Here is a 17,637-nt window from a genome sequence, read left to right as displayed (position 1 = left end):
ACAAAACATGAGCAAAATTTTTTACGTATTTTTGTTTAAAGCCCATATTTGCAAGTCTTACAGTCAGCTTGAGACCGTTACCGACACGAAGTAAATGTAGTAGGTTGGAAGTGTAGGCGGGGTGAAAATCTTGCTGTAACAGATTAAAGTGTGGCACTCTAGTGTCAGTGAAAACTCTTAGAAGAAGCACTCATTTACTCAAAAACACACTTAAGTGATCTCGGTCTGTAGATTCACTGGTGTGGAGCCTCTTCTGTAGATTTGACGATCGCCCTAAATATAGCAGGCTCGCGATCGTCGATTCGCGTCACGGCAACATGGCATTTTGCGCCTTACTACGTAACAATACTGGAGGAATCAGGGTTATGACTACCTTAACGCTAGTCAAAAAAACATCTTTTACAGTCGCCAGCTTGGCAACCACAATCTTGCTCAGCATCTGCACGCCCGTCCGAGCTTTCATGTTTGGCACCAGCGGCATCCAGTTCGATCGAGATACCAATATAAAATTTACATTCTACGAATCTCACGGCAATTACCAATCCAGCTTGTGGGTAGCCCAAGCTCAGTCAGGAAACACTGGCTACACGAACATCGCCAGACTGTTTTACGAGATCCAACCCTCAGATAACGGCGACGCCGATGAATGGAAGGGAAGCTTCGGCAGCGGTGTCACCTCCAACGACGGCTCCATCACCCAAACCGTCACATTTTTGCAGGATCAAATTTATGCCCTGCTGCTGTGGAGCGACAGCGGCACCGGCCAACCATACGAGCAGTACGTCTCGTCAAGCACCTTCATGAATAGCCCAGAATGGTTTGCCGCCGGTACCCAGTTCCGGAGAGAGGACTGTCTGGTGGGGGGCTGTCAGCAAGCCGTGTTTGGCGACTTTAAGCTCGACTACAGCTCCAACGACTCATTTACAAACATCAACGGCGGTAAAGGCCCAGACCAATATTCATTGGTCACAATGACCCAACTGGCTCAGGGCACAAAAATCTCCTTCGACGATGTTGGAGGAGGAAACGACGTTGACTTCCAAGACTTCAGCGTATCGGCTGAGTTAGCCCCCGAACCAGTCACAGTATTCGGGACGATGCTGGGGATCGGGGCTTTGGCGGCAGCTCGCAGGAAAAAAAAGCGAGGGCAGCAACCAGAAAAATGACTCTTAACCAGCCCCATACAAATCTAAATAGTGAGTCTGTTCAGTGGTACTCTGAGGAATAGCATTTCTAAATGTTAAGACTTTTTCCACAACGGGAAAAATAGCATCCTAACAAAGGCACTATTCATGGTATCCACCGCAGCAAAAACGAACGTAGGCTACATCACCCAAATCATTGGGCCGGTTGTAGACGTAAAATTCCCAGGCGGCAAACTGCCCCAAATCTATAACGCTCTCACGATTTCCGGCAAAAACGAAGCAGGTCAAGACATTGCCGTTACCTGCGAAGTTCAACAACTGCTCGGAGACAGCCAAGTGCGTGCAGTTTCCATGAGTACCACCGACGGCTTGGTGCGCGGCATGGAAGTAGTAGATACCGAGGCATCGATCCAAGTTCCCGTCGGAACCCCAACTCTGGGCCGGATTTTTAACGTCATCGGCCAACCCGTAGACAACCTCGGCCCGGTCAATACTTCCGAAAGTATGCCCATCCACCGGAACCCGCCTGCTTTCACCGAACTCGAAACCAAGCCTTCGGTGTTTGAAACCGGCATCAAGGTAATCGACCTCCTGGCCCCCTACCGCCGCGGAGGCAAAATCGGTTTGTTCGGCGGCGCAGGCGTCGGCAAAACCGTGATTATGATGGAACTCGTGAACAACATCGCCAAGGCTCACGGCGGCGTGTCCGTGTTCGGCGGTGTGGGCGAGCGCACCCGCGAAGGTAATGACCTCTACAAAGAAATGATCGAGTCGGGGGTTATTAACGAAGAAGACCGCAGCAAGTCAAAAATTGCCTTGGTTTACGGTCAAATGAACGAGCCGCCCGGTGCTCGGATGCGCGTGGGCCTGTCGGCTCTGGCGATGGCCGAATACTTCCGCGATGTCAGCAAGCAAGACGTGCTGCTGTTCATTGACAATATCTTCCGGTTCGTGCAAGCGGGTTCTGAGGTATCGGCTTTGTTGGGTCGGATGCCTTCGGCTGTGGGATATCAGCCGACTCTCGGTACAGACATGGGCGACTTGCAAGAACGGATTACTTCGACTACCGAAGGTTCCATTACTTCGGTTCAAGCTGTGTACGTACCTGCAGATGACTTGACTGACCCCGCCCCGGCTACAACTTTTGCTCACTTGGACGCTACAACTGTGTTGTCTCGCGGTTTGGCTGCGAAGGGGATTTATCCGGCTGTTGACCCGCTGGATTCTACGTCTACCATGTTGCAAGTTAGCGTTGTCGGCGAAGAGCACTACGGTGTTGCTCGTCAGGTGCAGTCTACTCTGCAACGCTACAAGGAATTGCAAGACATTATTGCAATTTTGGGTTTGGACGAGCTGTCGGAAGATGACCGCTTGACCGTTTCTCGCGCTCGCAAAATTGAACGGTTCTTGTCTCAACCGTTCTTTGTGGCCGAAGTGTTTACCGGTGCCCCCGGCAAGTACGTCAAGCTGGCAGACACCATTAAGGGCTTCCAGATGATTTTGGCTGGCGAACTTGATGAGTTACCTGAACAAGCGTTCTATTTGGTGGGCGATATCAACGAGGCGATCGCCAAAGCTGAAAAAATGAAAGCTGACGCCAAGTAATTTTAGTCATTAGTCATTAGTCATTGGTCATTAGTCATTGGTCATTAGTTGTTAACTGTTAACTTTTAACAGTTAACAACTAAGTGACTGATGATGGCCGACGGCTGACTAATGACTAATTACTAATGACTGCTGACTGCTGACTAATGACTAATGACTAAGGACAATTTATGACATTAACTGTGCGCGTAGTGGCCCCAGACAAAACTGTTTGGGATTCTAATGCTGAAGAAGTAATTCTGCCGAGCACCACAGGCCAACTGGGTATCTTGAGCGGTCACGCTCCAATGTTGACGGCTTTGGATACCGGAGTGATGCGCGTCCGTCCCGGCAAGGAATGGGTGTCTATTGCTTTGATGGGCGGCTTTGCAGAAATCCAAGAAAACCAAGTTACTATTCTTGTCAACGGCGCTGAAAAAGGCGAAACCATTGATAAAGAAGCTGCTCGTACTGCTTACACCGAAGCAGAAGCTCGTTTGGAAAAGGCTGCTAGCGGCACTTTGCAAGAGCAAATTCAAGCTAAACAAGCAATCAAACGCGCGAGAGCTCGTTTCCAAGCTGCCGGCGGCACGCTCTAGCTCTCAGGGTAAGGACATAGTGCTTTTGTAGTAGGGACACAACATTGTTGTGTCCCTGCTGTTTTTCTGGCGTTGTGTCCCTAATGTTTTTCTAAACTCCCACCTCAGACAATAGAGATTGCATTGTTTCCCAAGATAACCCCTGCTGAAGATAGCGGGGGTTATTTGGATTGTAGGGGCTCTCCAGCCGATCGACACTAGCAATTTTTGCTTCCTCCGGCAAAACAGGAACCTCTGGATCGAAAGAGGTCGATCGCGTCAGAGAGCTAGAAAAGCCTTTAAAAATAGCAATTTCATCGAATTCCCCGTCAATTTCGGCCTTGACGATTAAAACTTCCTGCGATCGTTTTACCGTGTATTGTTCCAAGCGGCGAGCAATAGAGTCAGCCATAGCAAATCTCACTTTCCGGAAATCTGCTATAATATAGCTTAATTTTGTGGCTAATTTCAGCGACAGCCCGCTAAAATCTTATTTTTAATTCGAGCTTTTTTAACAGCAGGAAGTAAGCGGACAGAATATAAATCCTGTAAAAAACATCGGCAATGTTTTCATCCGACCAAACCTACTTGTCCGATATTTTATGAGGCACATAAAGACTAGGTTTAAATTATCTTTTCCCATTAAAAATTTTATTGAACAGCGTTTTGCTTGGGAATATACGCTGCTATTTATGCGGGTTTTTTGCTTGAGTTCAGGTCCGGCTAGTTGCAACTCAGAGCTAATAAATAACTGTTTACGGGGCGGTAATTCTAGTTAGTGACTCAATTTTAGAGCGTTTGGGCGATCGAGAAAAATATATGTGCCGATTTGTCGATCGAGTCACAGTAAAATGCAAAAAATCTGCCGTGTCGGTGTATTAAATTTATGATGCAGAAACCGAACAAAGCATTGAACTAAAACAGGAAACTGCTGGTGAATTTCAACTGGGTCTGGAGTTTTATTTCGATCGAAAATTTAGTAAAGCGCAAAAAATATTCAAGAATATTTGCGAAATAAATCCTCAAGATAAGTTAGCAGCAATTTACTGTCAGCGCTCTCTGAAGAATCGAATGTATGGAGTGCCAGAAGGATGGTCGGGGATAGGAGCTTTGGATGAAAAGTAGGGATACGGCAATGCCGTGTCCGGCGCGGGGAGTAGGACAGGGCATTCCCGTGTCCCTACGGTTCGCTTTGACTTTTAATAATTTGGTATAAGATTAAGGATTGTAGAAACGAGATCACGTCTTCCTTGCGTAAGTTGTGTTTAAGTACAAAATGGTTTATGATAGTTACCAACGGTAAGTCTTCGCTCCAAGTATTAACTGGGTTTTTTAACCTAAATTAATGTTATGTCCACTCTTTCTCTCAAGCACTTAGTGGCAAAACTTTCAAGAAAAGCAACGCTGCAAACCGTACTCATAGTTCCGTTTGTCTTGCAAGTATTTGCAGCAGTGGGTATTGTAGGCTATTTATCATTTAGGAACTCTCAAAGAGCAGTAAATGACCTTGCGGATCAGTTGATGGGGGAGGTGAGCAATCGCATCGAGCAAAATTTGAGAACTTATCTGCAAACTCCGCATCAAATCAATCAAAGCAAGCTGGATGCAGTGAAACTGGGTTTTTTGAACATGAAAGACTTGTCAGCTTGGGAAAAGTATCTGTGGCGGCAAGTGCAATTATATCCTTATATCAATTTTACGTCGATCGCTAATCAAGATGGAGAATATCGCACCGGCGAAAAGATGTCTAACGGGACTTTATTGATTAACGTCTCGGGCGCTGCTACAAATTTTGATTTTTATTCTTACAATACTAATGATAAGGGCGATCGCACGACAGTAGCAGCCTACGTCAAAAACTTCGACATCCGACAGCATCCTTCCTACAGCTATGCGGCTTTAGAAGCCAAACCAACTTGGAGTTCAATTTACGTATCATTACTAGAACCCACATTAATCGTCAGCGCGCTGAAACCAGTTTACAACAGCCAGAAACAGCTAGAAGGAGTATTAATTGCTGCTTTGCGTCTCGACAGTATTGGTCAATTTTTAACCAGCCTCAAAATAGGCAAATCAGGTCAAACTTTTATTATCGAAAGAAACGGCACGCTGCTGGCAACTTCCACGCCCGAAAAACCTTTCCGCACCCAAAACGGTAAAAAAGAACTGTTTAAAGTGACAGAAAGCAGCGATCCCGTAACGCAAACTACAGCTAAATATTTAGAAACTCACTTTCAAAACTTGCACCAAATTACAAAATCGCAGCAACTCAATTTTGAGATAAACGGGAAGCAGCAATTTTTAAAAGTCCTGCCCTTCCAAGACGGCAAAGGTTTAGATTTGCTGATTGTTGTCGTCGTTCCCGAAGCCGACTTTATGGAACAAATCCATGCCGGCAACCGAACTACAGTTTTGCTATGTCTGGCAGCGTTGGGCATGGCAACTGTGCTAGGAATTCTCACTTCTCGCTGGATTATCAAACCTCTTTTAAAGTTAAAAAATGCAGCAATAGCTTTATCTGAAGGACAATTTGACCAAACTGTCAAGCTCGATCGCTCCGACGAGTTGGGTGTACTTGCCGCTGCTTTTAACAGCATGGCAGCACAACTGCAAGCATCTTTTACTGCCTTAGAAACTAAAAATATCGAATTGCAGCGCCTGGACAAACTAAAAGACGAATTCTTAGCCAATACTTCCCACGAACTCCGCACTCCCCTCAACGGCATTATTGGTATTGCAGAATCTTTAATAGAGGGGGCTACCGGACAACTACCAGAATCAACAAATTTTAACTTAGTTTTGATTTCATCGTCGGGAAAAAGATTGTCTTCTTTAATTAACGATATTCTGGACTTTTCTCAGCTCAAACACAAAACTATAGAACTGCAAATTAAGTCCGTCGGTATCCGAGAAATAGTCTCTGTAATCCTCACCTTATCTCAGCCATTAGTAGGCAAAAAAAACTTGCAGTTGATTAACTCAGTCGCTCCTGAATTGCCGCCAATAGCAGCCGACGAGAATCGCTTGGAGCAAATACTTTACAACTTAATCGGCAATGCGATTAAATTTACCGAAAGCGGCACCGTTGAAATTTCAGCAGAATTGGTAACGGGCAACGAACAATCACCGCTTAATTCCCAATTATCAATTACTATATCCGATACCGGCGTTGGCATCCCCGAAGATAAATTAGAGCGAATTTTTGAATCCTTTGAACAAGCTGACGGTTCCACTGCTAGAGAATTCGGCGGTACGGGTTTAGGTTTAGCGGTTGCCAAGCAATTAGTGGAATTGCACGGAGGTAAAATTTGGGTATCTTCAACTTTAGGCGTAGGTTCCCAATTCACCTTTACTTTGCCCGTATCTGAAACTCAGCCGGAATTTAGCAGCAGACAGCCGCATTTAACCGAGGGTTCTCGCATTTTAATCAATCCTGAATTCGCCCGCGAATCATCTATAATAAATTCTCAGGTACCAGACAATAGCGGCTTGCTAGAAAGTGAAAAATTAAAAATTTTGGTAGTTGATGATGAGCCGATTAATATTCATGTCATCATTAACAGTCTTTCTGTAGAAAACTACGATATTACTCAAGCGAGCAACGGCTTAGAAGCTTTAAATCTGATTGAATCAGGATTTAAGCCAGACTTAATTTTACTGGATGTAATGATGCCGCAGATGACGGGTTATGAAGTGTGTCGAGAAGTCCGCAAAAAATACTCGCCTTTAGAAATGCCGATTCTGATGCTGACGGCAAAAAATCAAACAACTGACTTGTTAGAAGCTTTTAACTTAGAAGCAAATGATTATGTAACTAAACCTTTTATCAAAAAAGAATTGTTGGCGAGAATTAACACGCAAATTCGCCTTGCAAAACTGAATGCAGCCTACGGCAGGTTTGTGCCGCACGATTTTCTAAGCTTGCTGGAAAAGCCGAGTATTATTGAAGTAAAATTAGGCGAAAATCAGGAAAGAGATATGACAGTGCTGTTTGCGGATATTCGCTCGTTTACGGCGCTTTCCGAAAATATGACACCGCCTGAAAATTTTGCATTTATTAATACCTACTTGGGAAAGGTTAGCCCTGCAATTAGGAAAAATAATGGGTTTATTGACAAATACATTGGGGATGCAGTCATGGCACTGTTTCCTACATCTCCATCTGATGGCGTGCGAGCAGCAATTGATATGCAAAAAGAAGTGAATAAGTACAACCAGCAGCGAGAAAAAAATGGTTTGTTTCCGATCGCGATCGGCATTGGTTTGCACGCGGGCAATTTGATGTTGGGTACCATTGGCGAGCGAGAACGGATGGAAAGTACGGTGATTGCTGATGCAGTGAATCTAGCGTCTCGTTTGGAAGGATTGACTAAAGTTTACGGCGCGGGAATTATCGTTAGCGGTGCAATTATCGATCGCCTGGACGAGCCAGAAAAATATAAGTACAGATTTGTCGATCGAGTAATGGTGAAAGGAAAGACAAATGCTGTGTCGGTGTTTGAAATTTACGATACAGAAACAGAGAAAAGCATTGTACTCAAGCAGCAAACTGCAGAGATTTTTCAAGAAGCTCTCAATTTTTACTACGAGCAAAAATTTGTTGCTGCCCAAAAAGTATTTCAGAATATTTTACAAATCAATCCGGACGATCGGGTAGCAATGCTTTATTTCAAACGCTCTCGCAAGTATCGAATGTACGGAGCCCCGGAGGGGTGGTCGGGCGTGGAAACTTCGACGGAGAAATAGGGCGCGCACTGCAGGCCCTACTGTCTTTAAAAGATGGTTGCACAAATTTTAAAATATATTTGTACAAACGCCTAATTTATTCCAAGTTTTGGAGCCGACAATGCCATCAGCAACGATTTGTTGTTGCTTTTGAAAATTGATGACTGCTTGTTGGGTTTTCGGGCCGAATCCTCCATCAGTATTTACAGAAAATCCGCTGATGTGTAAGAGTCGCTGAAGGTAGCGAACGTCCTCATTTTGCGTGACGCCATCGTTGCGTTTGAGTAGGGGAAAATAACGGCAGGGAGGTAATTCCATGTGAATTGCGTTTGTGGTTTGCATAGTTTGAGTCTCCATTGGTTGTTTGCAAGTTGTTTAAAAGCAGGGCAGCGGGGAAAAGATGTTAATTAATAGTCCTGGATGCACTTTTGATGGGCATAAACGGGGTTTTGGCTTCGCTAAACCCCCAGGTTTTTTAGCGTTTCTGGGGACGTAAAGAAAGTATTGCTGTGAAACAACCCAGTTTCTTGCTACCCGTGCGCCTAGGATTAGTTAACTTGGATTTAACATCCGGGTTCACCGGTATAACAAGCGCCTAATAGATTCCAAGTTTGAGGGCCGACAATGCCATCAACAGCAATCTTATTTTCCTTTTGAAATTTGATGACTGCTTGTTCGGTTTTGGTGCCGAAGAATCCATCAAGTGCTACTGGATATCCGTTTTTAACTAAGGATTGTTGGAGATAGCGCACGTTTTTATTGGCAGTGCTGCTATTATTTCGTTGGAGTGTTGGCAGTGAAGAGCAAATAGGTAATTGAGCGTAAATTGAATTTGTGGTTTGCATGGTTTGATTGGGGATTAGCGGTTTGCAAGTCGTTTGAACTTGCTATTCCCCAGTTGTAGCTGTGGGGGGAAGTGCTTTAACAGTCGCTTTTTATAGTGACGCTTATCTGGGGTAACTCAGATGAGTGACAGCCCCCTATCAAATCCGTTTTGTACAAAGTAATTGTCAAAGGCAAACAGCAGCGAATTTCCATTTTTTATGAACTTTTAGCATCTTTGCCACCAGCCCCACACCATAAGTAAGCCGGCGCCAAAAAACGCCCCTATGTAAACGAGGGCAAAGTCTCCAAATGCTCTCTACTGGCTAACTTAAACCTGTTTACATAGTGTTACATTAAATCCGATAGCATCGAAATTAATATTACCCAGAGTCAGGACACCGCGAGTGCAAGAGTGTCCCTACAATTAATCGGGGTAGGGACACAGCACTGCTGTGTCCTCGGTATCATAAGAAGTGCAACCGGAAACGATATTACACTATTCGGTTTAATCCCGCCTACCTACTTAGGAATGAGAATTAAATAACTTACAATTTATTGTTCTTGTGGGATGGGCGTCCCGCCCGTCCAGAAAGGGCGGGCGGGACGCCCACCCCACTTTCAAGAGTGTAAATTATTTAATTCGCGATCCTTACCTGTAAGGCTGTTGCTGTCGGGAGGGATAGGCTGATTGACGTAGAGAAAGCGAGTCAATCAATCGTGTTACAGCGTAATCGCTCCACTCTTCTATAAGCTGAGTAACGGTCTTTTCTATAGAGGAGGCAAAAATACTGTATTTAAAGCGAGTCAACCATTTGATAGAAAAGGGCGTTGGGGAAAATTGGTCTGGGGTTGGGACTTTAACTTACAAGTGATATCGTAGAATCGGTAGATAGTAGATTTGCGACTGTCAAACAACTTGACAATTGAATCAATGACAATTTCTGTAACTATCGGGTTAAAGTCGGAAATAAAGCCGTCTGCGTCCAGATTTTGCCGAAAAAATTCCTTAGCTCGATCGCACTGATAGCGCATTTCGTCAAAACCAACAATTTTCACCACAAACGTTGTCAGCGGCGAGTTATCCAAATCGGTATTAGAAATGCTTTTAGCCCGCCCATTTTCTAATAAATTCAATACTTCCGCTTCTAAACCACTTTTAGGTTTGTAAGGTTTATCTATTTCTGGAAGAAAGCTTTCCAGGCCCACGCATCGAGTAGCTCGATCCGGAAGTTCTCCCATCATCATCGCCAGAGAGACATCGAGTCCAAAACCCGAAGAAAGAACTTCCAGCAGTGCGATAGCAGCCAGTTTGCAGCCCAAATAAAGCTTCGCAATTTCAAGATTGTACTTAGCAGTAGTTTCCCAGCGCTGATACGTGCGATCGTCTGGATATCCCTGAAACTGCCGAAAAATCACCTCAGGCTTGAGGTTATTCAGAAAACCTTCCATCTTCAGCAAAGCAACTCGGTAGTCGCGAATCGTGTAAAAACCCCAGGATGTGAGATTGTGATTGGTTTCCGGCAGTAAATTCCAGGTATTTGCCAAAAAATGGGCTGAACTCTGGTGAGCAAAACTCATCACATCCCGGTTAGAAATTCGCACAGCTTTTTTCACCGTTTCCCGCAGTTCCTCGTCAGTCAAACTGAGTTTAAACAGGCTGTTTATTGCTTGCAATCGGTCATAAAGGTGCTGGCTTACCGTTACTCCCGACTCGGCGAAACGAAACGGAATTGTGGCTTCAATGCAGGCTGAAATTTGAAGCAATTGCTCGCGTTCTAGAAATGGTTCTAGAGCTTTTGCTGCTACCAAAGCGCTGAGAAATTCGTTTTGTCCTGTGAAAGGATTGAGCACTTCCCCAGGTACAAAACCGAATACCAGCATTACCATCTCGAAGGTAGCATCCGCAGAAAGTTCAGATTGCTCCCGAATTTGTAGCTGTTTGTTAACCTCTTTTGTAACAGGAGTGATGTAGTAACTGACGTTAAAGTTAATGCTGTGATCGACTTGCACGTAGACGGTATCGTGAAATAAAGCTGCCAAAACCTCGATCGCATCTTCATTTCCCCCCACATCAAAAATATGTTCGGGAGTGTGAAAAAATCGCCAGGGCCCCATCATCGGCTGAACTATCAGTTCGGCAATCCAAGCGAGTTCACTTGGTTCGACTTTTGCTTCCAGGCGATCGATCGCCCAAGTCAGCCTTTCTAAGCACTGTAAGTATGCCTGTTTGCTATCCATCACAGTCTTTTCCAATAACATTACTGTCACGCCAGCGATCCTAATCCTGTTGTTAGTTTGATTGTTTCGTAGATGCGCCCCGGATTTTTTTATTTGGGATTTTTGAGTTTTTTGTTGAAGATTTTAGCTAGAATTTAGGAGGCAAATACTTACTTGAAGTCACTTAATTTCCTGTAGCTGACCTCCCCTGTTTTCCCAGTCTAATTAGCACAAAGTATGACAAGTAAAGTACATAAATTGCTAAACCTATCAGACCCAACAATCCAAAAAATTGAGGGTTTGCTGTAGCGTGAAACATCTCTTTGTACAGCCAAGGCGGGTCTAACCAAACGCGGCAAAAAGGTTCGTCAATTACCTGAATTTGAGATTTAAAGGCACAGCTTAAGAAGGGAATTTGAGCGATCGCGCCCAAACCGCTGTAAACAGTAATCGCCCACCGCCAAGCTGTAAAAGCCAGTTTCAGGGGCGACTGCGGTCGATCGGCAATTTCTTCGTTTAAATCTTGCCAAAACCACAGACAAGCAGGAATCAAAGCCCTCCCCATCACCGACGACACAAAGCTCACAGGCAGCGCAGCCATCATCAGGTAAAGTGTAATTGCCAGCAAACTCGCCACCCGCCAATAAATAATCGACAAACGGACGATCGCCTCAGCTTTTGCAAAAACAGCCCAAATCAGAACTACCAGCGGGATCGAAATTGTTAATAACACAGACAACCGGTAATCCATCCAAACTAGCGGTTGAAACCAAGGCCCGGTGGCTGCCAATAAAAGACTCAACATCTTTGGGAAAATATACTCACTTATTTATGACAAATTCTACTTTGACACTCTGTACACTCTTGGTGACTGAGATTCTTGGTTCAACGAAGTCACTTGCTTGCGACAGGATTTCTCCAGCCTAAGTAGAGGTGTCTTCTCCCCAAGCGTTAATTCCGGTATGCCCTACCGTACTCGATCGGTTGTCTGTATGTAGTTAGATTTTGGTTCAAATGCAAGTTTTCCTAGACAGCAACAACGTTAAGCGTGACTGCGCACTCAACAATAAGAGGGCGAGTTTTTACGTTGTCTAGTTATACTCAATTTTCAACCTACGACAACGATCGTATCACGCCTAGTACAAGACTCACGAACACTCTTGACCCAACTCCAGAAGTGTCGCTCAAGTCAACCGGACTAAAGTCTCGATCGTTTTCCGCCTCCAGTATTTATAAAAATGCTAAAAAATCAGCGTTGCACAATTTGAGGATGATGCTTATAGGGCAATACGGTTCAGTTAACACTGTTAATTCCCCGGAGATCCCCCTCGCATCCCCCTTAAGAAGGGGGACGCAAGAGCAACTTCTTGTCCCCCCCTTAAAAAGGGGGGCTAGGGGGGATCGGTCTTATCTGAACCGTATTGGCTTATAGGGAGTAGAGGTTAGGTGTCTCGCCTGCTTTGAAAATACACGCCATCGGGATACGAGAGCTCATCCCACACAACAATCAAAATCATCCCGCAATTATGCCATGCCAAAAAATCAGCAACTGGAACACTCTGCTTAATGTTCCAGTTGCTGCTGCAAGGATTGCCAAATTGACTTGGCGCGCTTTCCAATTTCGTATTTGAGACAGGATAGAGGGAAAATCTCGCCATTACTTGGAGGCTGAACCCGTGAAATCCTCCCGCGCCCAAAGTTAGACGGAGGCGCGGGAGGGTAGGCGTAGAGCTAAATTGCTCGTTTATTCGTCGTAGATGCGGCACTCAGCAGCGTCAGGGTTGTCGTCGCAATACTTTTCAAAGGAATTCTTAGGTTTGACTTGCTTTTGGTGGGAAGCTTCTGCTTGCAGTTCTTCAACTGCGTCCCACGCCGCCGCGCATTCCCCGGAAGTGGCGCCCTTGAGGTCACAGACGCTACGAGCGCTTTCTAGTTCTTCTGCAATTTGTTCTTGGATGTTGCCTGCGGGTGTTGTTGTCATAGTCACCTTATTGAGTAAGAAAGGTTTTCTTTTTGGATGTTAGTTTGTGTTGGATTGGCAGTTTCAGTCTGGCGACCAGGCTAATAGTAGCTGGAGATGCCCTACTGTTGCAGCAGGCCAGATAGAAACCATCCATCAACTGCGGTTGCAGCAGGTGTCTCTACTTCCTGCTTTACTCTATCCCGTTGGCGGGTTTTAGTCGCCAGGCATCAATGTAGGTCGAGCCGACCTTACTTTCGATCAAAACATTACATGAAGTTGGTGTGTCAAACTGTATTGAGCTTTATCTTTTAAGATTTAGCTGAAGACGACATTTAACACCAAACAGATTTATTCGACCCTCATGTTAACTTATGTTAACACAAGAACCGCCTTCTGGGGGAATCGATCGCCCGAGAATACCGTCCCGCCAGCGGCCAGTTGCGGTTAGCCTAATGTATAGAGATAGTTTTATAGAGAAGTTCGCCGTATGTACACCGAAAACAAAATGCAGTGGGTCAGCGCTTTATCAACCCGCCCCTCTTTGGAATCCGCCCTCAAAGAAGTTATAGAACAAGCAGATCGAACCTTAGAAGGCCGGGCCGATTTAGCCCTGATATTTATCTCGTCTGCCTTTGCCAGCGAGTATTCTCGGCTGATGCCTTTACTCCGAGAACTGCTGCCGGTGCCAGCGATCCTGGGCTGCGGCGGGGGAGGAGTCATCGGCACGAACCGGGGTGGCCTCACCGAAGAAGTCGAGGGATCTCCGGCAGTCAGCCTGAGTCTGGCCCGTTTGCCGGGAGTGAACGTCAGAACTTTTCACGTCGGTGCAGAAGAACTGCCGGACTTAGACAGTCCCCCGGATACTTGGGTGGATCTCTTGGGCGTGCCGGCCCGGGAAGAACCGCAGTTTATTATTTTCGCCGACCCATTTTCGGCAAAAATTAACGATTTGCTGCAAGGGCTAGATTATGCCTATCCGGGTGCGGCGAAGGTAGGGGGACTCGCCGGCGGGGACGGTGCGGGCAGGGGCGCAGCGCTGTTTTGCAACTATCAGCTTTATCGAGAAGGGACGGTTGGAGTGGCTTTGAGCGGGAATATAGTTTTGGAAACAATAGTCGCTCAAGGCTGCCGGCCGATCGGGCATCCTTATCGGGTGACGGAAGGAGAGCGCAATATTTTGCTGAAACTCGAAGAACAAACCGACGATAGCAGCAGCGGGGGCATCGAGCGATCGCCCTTAGAGGCACTTCGAGAGTTAGTCCAAACTTTGAGCGAAGAAGACCGAGAATTAGCCCAGCACTCGTTATTTGTAGGCTTAGTCAGCGATGAATTCAAGCTGACACTAGAGCCGGGAGATTTCTTAATCCGCAATCTGTTGGGAGTAGATCCGAAAGTGGGGGCGATTGCGATCGGCGATCGAGTCCGTCCCGGACAGCGCATCCAATTTCACCTGCGGGATGCCCGCACCTCCGCAGAAGACCTAGAAATGCTGCTCGATCGCTATCAGCGGGCCGCCGAGTACAGCGGTACATCCAGTGCCGGGGCCTTGATGTTCTCTTGTCTGGGGCGCGGTGAAGGGCTTTACGGCCAGTCGAACTTTGACTCCCGACTGTTTGGCCGATACCTCAAAAACATCCCTCTGAGCGGCTTTTTCTGCAATGGTGAAATCGGCCCCGTCGGCGGCAGCACCTTTCTGCACGGCTACACCTCCGTATTCGGGATTTGCCGCCAAAATTCATAATTTCTGAACTGTTGACTCTTGACTGATGACTGTTGACTGTTGAAAATCTAAAATCTAAAATCTAAAATCTAAAATCGATCGACTGATGACCAATAACTAAAAGCGGCAGTCGCCTGCCGCTTTTAGCTGTCACTAAATGTCTGGAAACCTTAGAAACTAAAGGTAGTCCGCAGGACTCCTACCCAGATATCCTCGTTGTTGTTGTTGTGTTCGGGATTCAGAATCACGTAAACGCCCGGTGTCACCGAGATAAAGTCATTGACTTGGAAGCGATAGAAACCCTCTAAGTGATAAGAGGTGTTGCGGTTTCTGGCGACATCACTCTCGGTAACTTTTGGCGGTACACCGAAGACGAAGCCGAGGACGTTGCCTTGTCGGGCAAAATCTCCCAGGGCCACAGTGATAGCACCATTCTGGATGGTAGCGTCATTGTTGCCGCCCCGCAGTTGTTCAGCCTTCGTATAACCGTACCAACCGCCAATCTGAAAGCGACTGCTGGGTTTGAAGTTAACTTGCACCCCAAAGTTATCTGATGCGGTGGGTGATTGAGCGAAGGGCCGGTTAGCCAAGGCACTGCCGACGCCGCCCATGAGGTTAACATCGCCTGCCCGATTGTATTTCCGGGTGTATGTCAAGCCCAAGTCAAACGGTCTGCTAAAAAAGCCGATCTGACCCAGAGCGCTGAAAGAACCGTCGGAAACGCCCCGGCCGTCTGCTGGGTTGGGAGCGTCGCCGTCGGAGGCCAGATAGCCTGCGGTAGCTCGGAGGCTGCCCAAGTTGAAAGTCACACTTGCGCCTGCTCCCTGTGGCCCGCGGAAGACGGCCGGGTTGCGAACTCCAAATCTGGAAAGTGAACCACTACTCGTAGAGTTACCAAAGGTAGAAGCCTGGTCTGCAATTTCATCTAGGTCAAGTCCTTTAGGACCGACAAAGACTGTAGCGCCACCCATCGGGAACCGATAGTACAACTCGTCTAGTGTGAAATTGCTGTTCTCCGCTCCATCAAAGGCTAGGCGAGCCATGTTAGTACCCGTAGCGGTTGCTGCTGAGTAGTTGGCGACGTTGAGGGCTTGCAAGCGGGTTCTGAGTAAGTCTCGACCGGTGAAGCTGGTGTTGAAGTTCAACCGCACCCGGTAGCCGAGGTTGGTGACTGTTCTATCGTCCTCAAGGTTGATACCATCTCCGACGAAGGTGTCGCTGACGGCAAAAATGGCTTCTCCAGCCAATTTGGTTGTGGTGGAGAACTGGTTGGCTTCGAGTTCTGCGGTGCGAGCTTCTAGGCCGTCTACTCGTCCGCGCAGGGTAGCGAGTTCGGCTGCAAATTCTTCTTGCAGGCGTTGCAAGATGGCTAAGTCGTCTTTGGTGACGAAGGTACCTGTTGACGAGCCAATTAGCTTGGTTACTTGGTCTAAGCAAGCGTTGACGCCGGCTGCAAATTCGTAGCGAGTCAGGGCGCGGTTCCCGCGGTAGGTGCCGTCGGGATAGCCTGCGATACAACCGTAGCGTTCGACTAGGGATTGCAGGGCTTGGAATGCCCAATCTGTCGGCCGCACGTCGGAGAGCTGAGAGACAGATGTCACTTGGGACATGGTTCCCGACTGTTGAGTCGGCTGTGCTTGGGGAGCTGCTGGGACGATCGGGCCGCCCATTCCTCCGGGTACTGTCTGAGCAATTTCTACCTTAGTAGCTGGGGTAGTAGCTGGGGTGCTGGCGACTGCTGGCACTTCAATTTTCGCAGCGGTGTCTGTCGGGCTGCTTTGTAAGGCCAAGTCTGATGCTTGGGGCGACGACGGTTCGACTGTGCTGGCTGCTGCTACGGGTTCAGTCGCTGCTGCTGTGCTGGCGGGAGCGCTTGGGGCTGCTGAGTCGATTTCGCTCGCTGTGGTTTCGAGTGCTGCTGCGCTGGTGTCTGGTTCGATTGCAGCCAGTTTTTCAGGCTGTTTTTCAGCGTCGGCAGAGTTGGCGACCGGGGTTTGGGCAGCTTCAGCGCTGCTGTTTAAAGCCAGCTTTTCTGGGGCAGCAGGGGCTGCTGCAACTGGTTCTGCAACTATTTCTGCAGCTATTTCTGCAATTTTTGACTCAGATGACTGAGCTGTAGCTAGCTGGTTGGCTTCAGCGGTTGCTGGAGCTTCTGCTGCGATCGCAGCGGCACTGACGACTGATGATAACCCCAGAATTGTCGGGGATACTAGCAGTAAATTCCAAAAAGTTCTGTTCATTTTCCTCACACCTTCACACTCTATTCAACTCGATCAGCAATTCCCAACTGCTAATTTTTGTGGTTGCTTGCCTGTTGACAATAACTGCCAAAATAGAACCTATCCATAACTGTTGATTCACAGTAGGCGTGTCTAGTTCCTGGTTGAACGTAGGGGGCTGGCCCCTTGTACGGCCCAGGCATCAATTCAGGTCAAGCCCACATTTCATTACAGTTGATTATACCATCACCTGCTAATTTCATCTCTAGATCGCCAGACTTGCTTGACTTGCTCTGCGGGCGATCGACAACTGGTTTTACGGGTTCGACCACAATCTGCCTCTAACTGACAACTGCCCACAGCCCTCGGTTACGCCAGACTTAACAGACAGTTATAGGTAGGATTGTGGCTGCTTGTCGCATCCCTTATACAGCTTTCTATCCTAGAATGTCAAGCTTTTTAAGCTAACTTTAAACCTCGCGGCGCGGAAGGGGGTATTTTCCAGCCAAGAGTGGGGAACTCAGAGCTAAAGGTTGGTAAATTTACCCCGTCCAAACCAAAGTTCCGGCTTGACCAATTTGGGTTTTTTGATAGCCCCAGCAGTCTCGACTTGCCAGCGCGATCGCCTTTTTTGAGACGGGCCGTCGGCGGATTTAATTTC

General features: G+C 47.0%; 12 protein-coding genes. 5 read left to right on the top strand and 7 right to left on the bottom strand.

Annotation, left to right across the window (positions count from 1 at the left end; translation table 11 throughout):
• Positions 1-365: 365 nt before the first annotated feature.
• From QUB30_RS11110 to atpC, 3 genes are all read left to right on the top strand, one after another.
• On the top strand, positions 366-1,166 hold the full coding sequence (locus tag QUB30_RS11110) for a PEP-CTERM sorting domain-containing protein (protein ID WP_333333111.1): 801 nt from the start codon (positions 366-368) through the stop codon (positions 1,164-1,166).
• Between the two features lie 126 nt (positions 1,167-1,292).
• Positions 1,293-2,750: a F0F1 ATP synthase subunit beta gene (gene atpD, locus QUB30_RS11105; protein ID WP_333333109.1), complete on the top strand. Its 1,458-nt coding sequence runs from the start codon at positions 1,293-1,295 to the stop codon at positions 2,748-2,750.
• Positions 2,751-2,920: 170 nt separating this feature from the next.
• Entirely contained in the window at positions 2,921-3,328 is a 408-nt protein-coding gene (gene atpC, locus QUB30_RS11100; protein ID WP_333333107.1) for an ATP synthase F1 subunit epsilon, read from the top strand.
• Positions 3,329-3,419: 91 nt separating this feature from the next.
• On the opposite strand, the gene QUB30_RS11095 is transcribed toward atpC, so the two are convergent.
• A complete protein-coding gene (locus tag QUB30_RS11095) occupies positions 3,420-3,719 on the bottom strand; it encodes a DUF7734 family protein (RefSeq protein WP_333333105.1) in 300 nt (99 codons plus the stop codon).
• Positions 3,720-4,657: 938 nt separating this feature from the next.
• Between QUB30_RS11095 and QUB30_RS11090 the strand changes: the two genes are divergently transcribed.
• Positions 4,658-8,053: an ATP-binding protein gene (locus QUB30_RS11090; RefSeq protein ID WP_333333103.1), complete on the top strand. Its 3,396-nt coding sequence runs from the start codon at positions 4,658-4,660 to the stop codon at positions 8,051-8,053.
• A gap of 48 nt (positions 8,054-8,101) precedes the next feature.
• Here QUB30_RS11090 and QUB30_RS11085 read toward each other — a convergent pair whose 3' ends face one another.
• The 5 genes from QUB30_RS11085 to QUB30_RS11065 form a co-directional block, all read right to left on the bottom strand.
• Positions 8,102-8,374 (bottom strand): peptidoglycan-binding domain-containing protein, encoded by a 273-nt coding sequence (locus tag QUB30_RS11085; RefSeq protein WP_333333101.1) that lies wholly within the window; start codon positions 8,372-8,374, stop codon positions 8,102-8,104.
• Between the two features lie 221 nt (positions 8,375-8,595).
• Positions 8,596-8,877: a peptidoglycan-binding domain-containing protein gene (locus tag QUB30_RS11080; protein WP_333333100.1), complete on the bottom strand. Its 282-nt coding sequence runs from the start codon at positions 8,875-8,877 to the stop codon at positions 8,596-8,598.
• A gap of 784 nt (positions 8,878-9,661) precedes the next feature.
• A complete protein-coding gene (locus QUB30_RS11075) occupies positions 9,662-11,116 on the bottom strand; it encodes a hypothetical protein (protein WP_333333134.1) in 1,455 nt (484 codons plus the stop codon).
• 142 nt (positions 11,117-11,258) lie between these two features.
• A complete protein-coding gene (locus QUB30_RS11070) occupies positions 11,259-11,879 on the bottom strand; it encodes a DUF3177 family protein (RefSeq protein ID WP_333333098.1) in 621 nt (206 codons plus the stop codon).
• A 939-nt stretch (positions 11,880-12,818) separates the two neighbouring features.
• Positions 12,819-13,055: a Calvin cycle protein CP12 gene (locus QUB30_RS11065; protein ID WP_333244407.1), complete on the bottom strand. Its 237-nt coding sequence runs from the start codon at positions 13,053-13,055 to the stop codon at positions 12,819-12,821.
• Positions 13,056-13,524: 469 nt separating this feature from the next.
• Here QUB30_RS11065 and QUB30_RS11060 point away from each other — a divergent pair, with 469 nt between their 5' ends.
• Positions 13,525-14,778: an FIST N-terminal domain-containing protein gene (locus QUB30_RS11060; RefSeq protein ID WP_333333095.1), complete on the top strand. Its 1,254-nt coding sequence runs from the start codon at positions 13,525-13,527 to the stop codon at positions 14,776-14,778.
• A gap of 149 nt (positions 14,779-14,927) precedes the next feature.
• On the opposite strand, the gene QUB30_RS11055 is transcribed toward QUB30_RS11060, so the two are convergent.
• A complete protein-coding gene (locus QUB30_RS11055) occupies positions 14,928-16,997 on the bottom strand; it encodes an iron uptake porin (protein WP_333333093.1) in 2,070 nt (689 codons plus the stop codon).
• Positions 16,998-17,637: the final 640 nt, after the last annotated feature.

It is taken from the genome of Microcoleus sp. BROC3 (assembly GCF_036702515.1).
In the GTDB taxonomy this organism is placed as follows: Bacteria; Cyanobacteriota; Cyanobacteriia; order Cyanobacteriales; family Microcoleaceae; genus Microcoleus.
The sequence above is the reverse complement of the archived record's forward strand: the minus strand, read 5'-3'. Positions and strand labels throughout refer to the sequence as shown.

Bases quoted from the DNA above. Each gene is read 5' to 3' on its own strand.
- QUB30_RS11110 (WP_333333111.1), top strand. From the start codon at position 366: ATGACTACCTTAACGCTAGTCAAAAAAACATCTTTTACAGTCGCCAGC.
- atpD (WP_333333109.1), top strand. From the start codon at position 1,293: ATGGTATCCACCGCAGCAAAAACGAACGTAGGCTACATCACCCAAATC.
- QUB30_RS11065 (WP_333244407.1), bottom strand. From the start codon at position 13,055: ATGACAACAACACCCGCAGGCAACATCCAAGAACAAATTGCAGAAGAA.
- QUB30_RS11070 (WP_333333098.1), bottom strand. From the start codon at position 11,879: ATGTTGAGTCTTTTATTGGCAGCCACCGGGCCTTGGTTTCAACCGCTA.
- QUB30_RS11055 (WP_333333093.1), bottom strand. From the start codon at position 16,997: ATGAACAGAACTTTTTGGAATTTACTGCTAGTATCCCCGACAATTCTG.
- QUB30_RS11080 (WP_333333100.1), bottom strand. From the start codon at position 8,877: ATGCAAACCACAAATTCAATTTACGCTCAATTACCTATTTGCTCTTCA.
- atpC (WP_333333107.1), top strand. From the start codon at position 2,921: ATGACATTAACTGTGCGCGTAGTGGCCCCAGACAAAACTGTTTGGGAT.
- QUB30_RS11060 (WP_333333095.1), top strand. From the start codon at position 13,525: ATGTACACCGAAAACAAAATGCAGTGGGTCAGCGCTTTATCAACCCGC.
- QUB30_RS11085 (WP_333333101.1), bottom strand. From the start codon at position 8,374: ATGCAAACCACAAACGCAATTCACATGGAATTACCTCCCTGCCGTTAT.
- QUB30_RS11090 (WP_333333103.1), top strand. From the start codon at position 4,658: ATGTCCACTCTTTCTCTCAAGCACTTAGTGGCAAAACTTTCAAGAAAA.
- QUB30_RS11075 (WP_333333134.1), bottom strand. From the start codon at position 11,116: ATGTTATTGGAAAAGACTGTGATGGATAGCAAACAGGCATACTTACAG.
- QUB30_RS11095 (WP_333333105.1), bottom strand. From the start codon at position 3,719: ATGGCTGACTCTATTGCTCGCCGCTTGGAACAATACACGGTAAAACGA.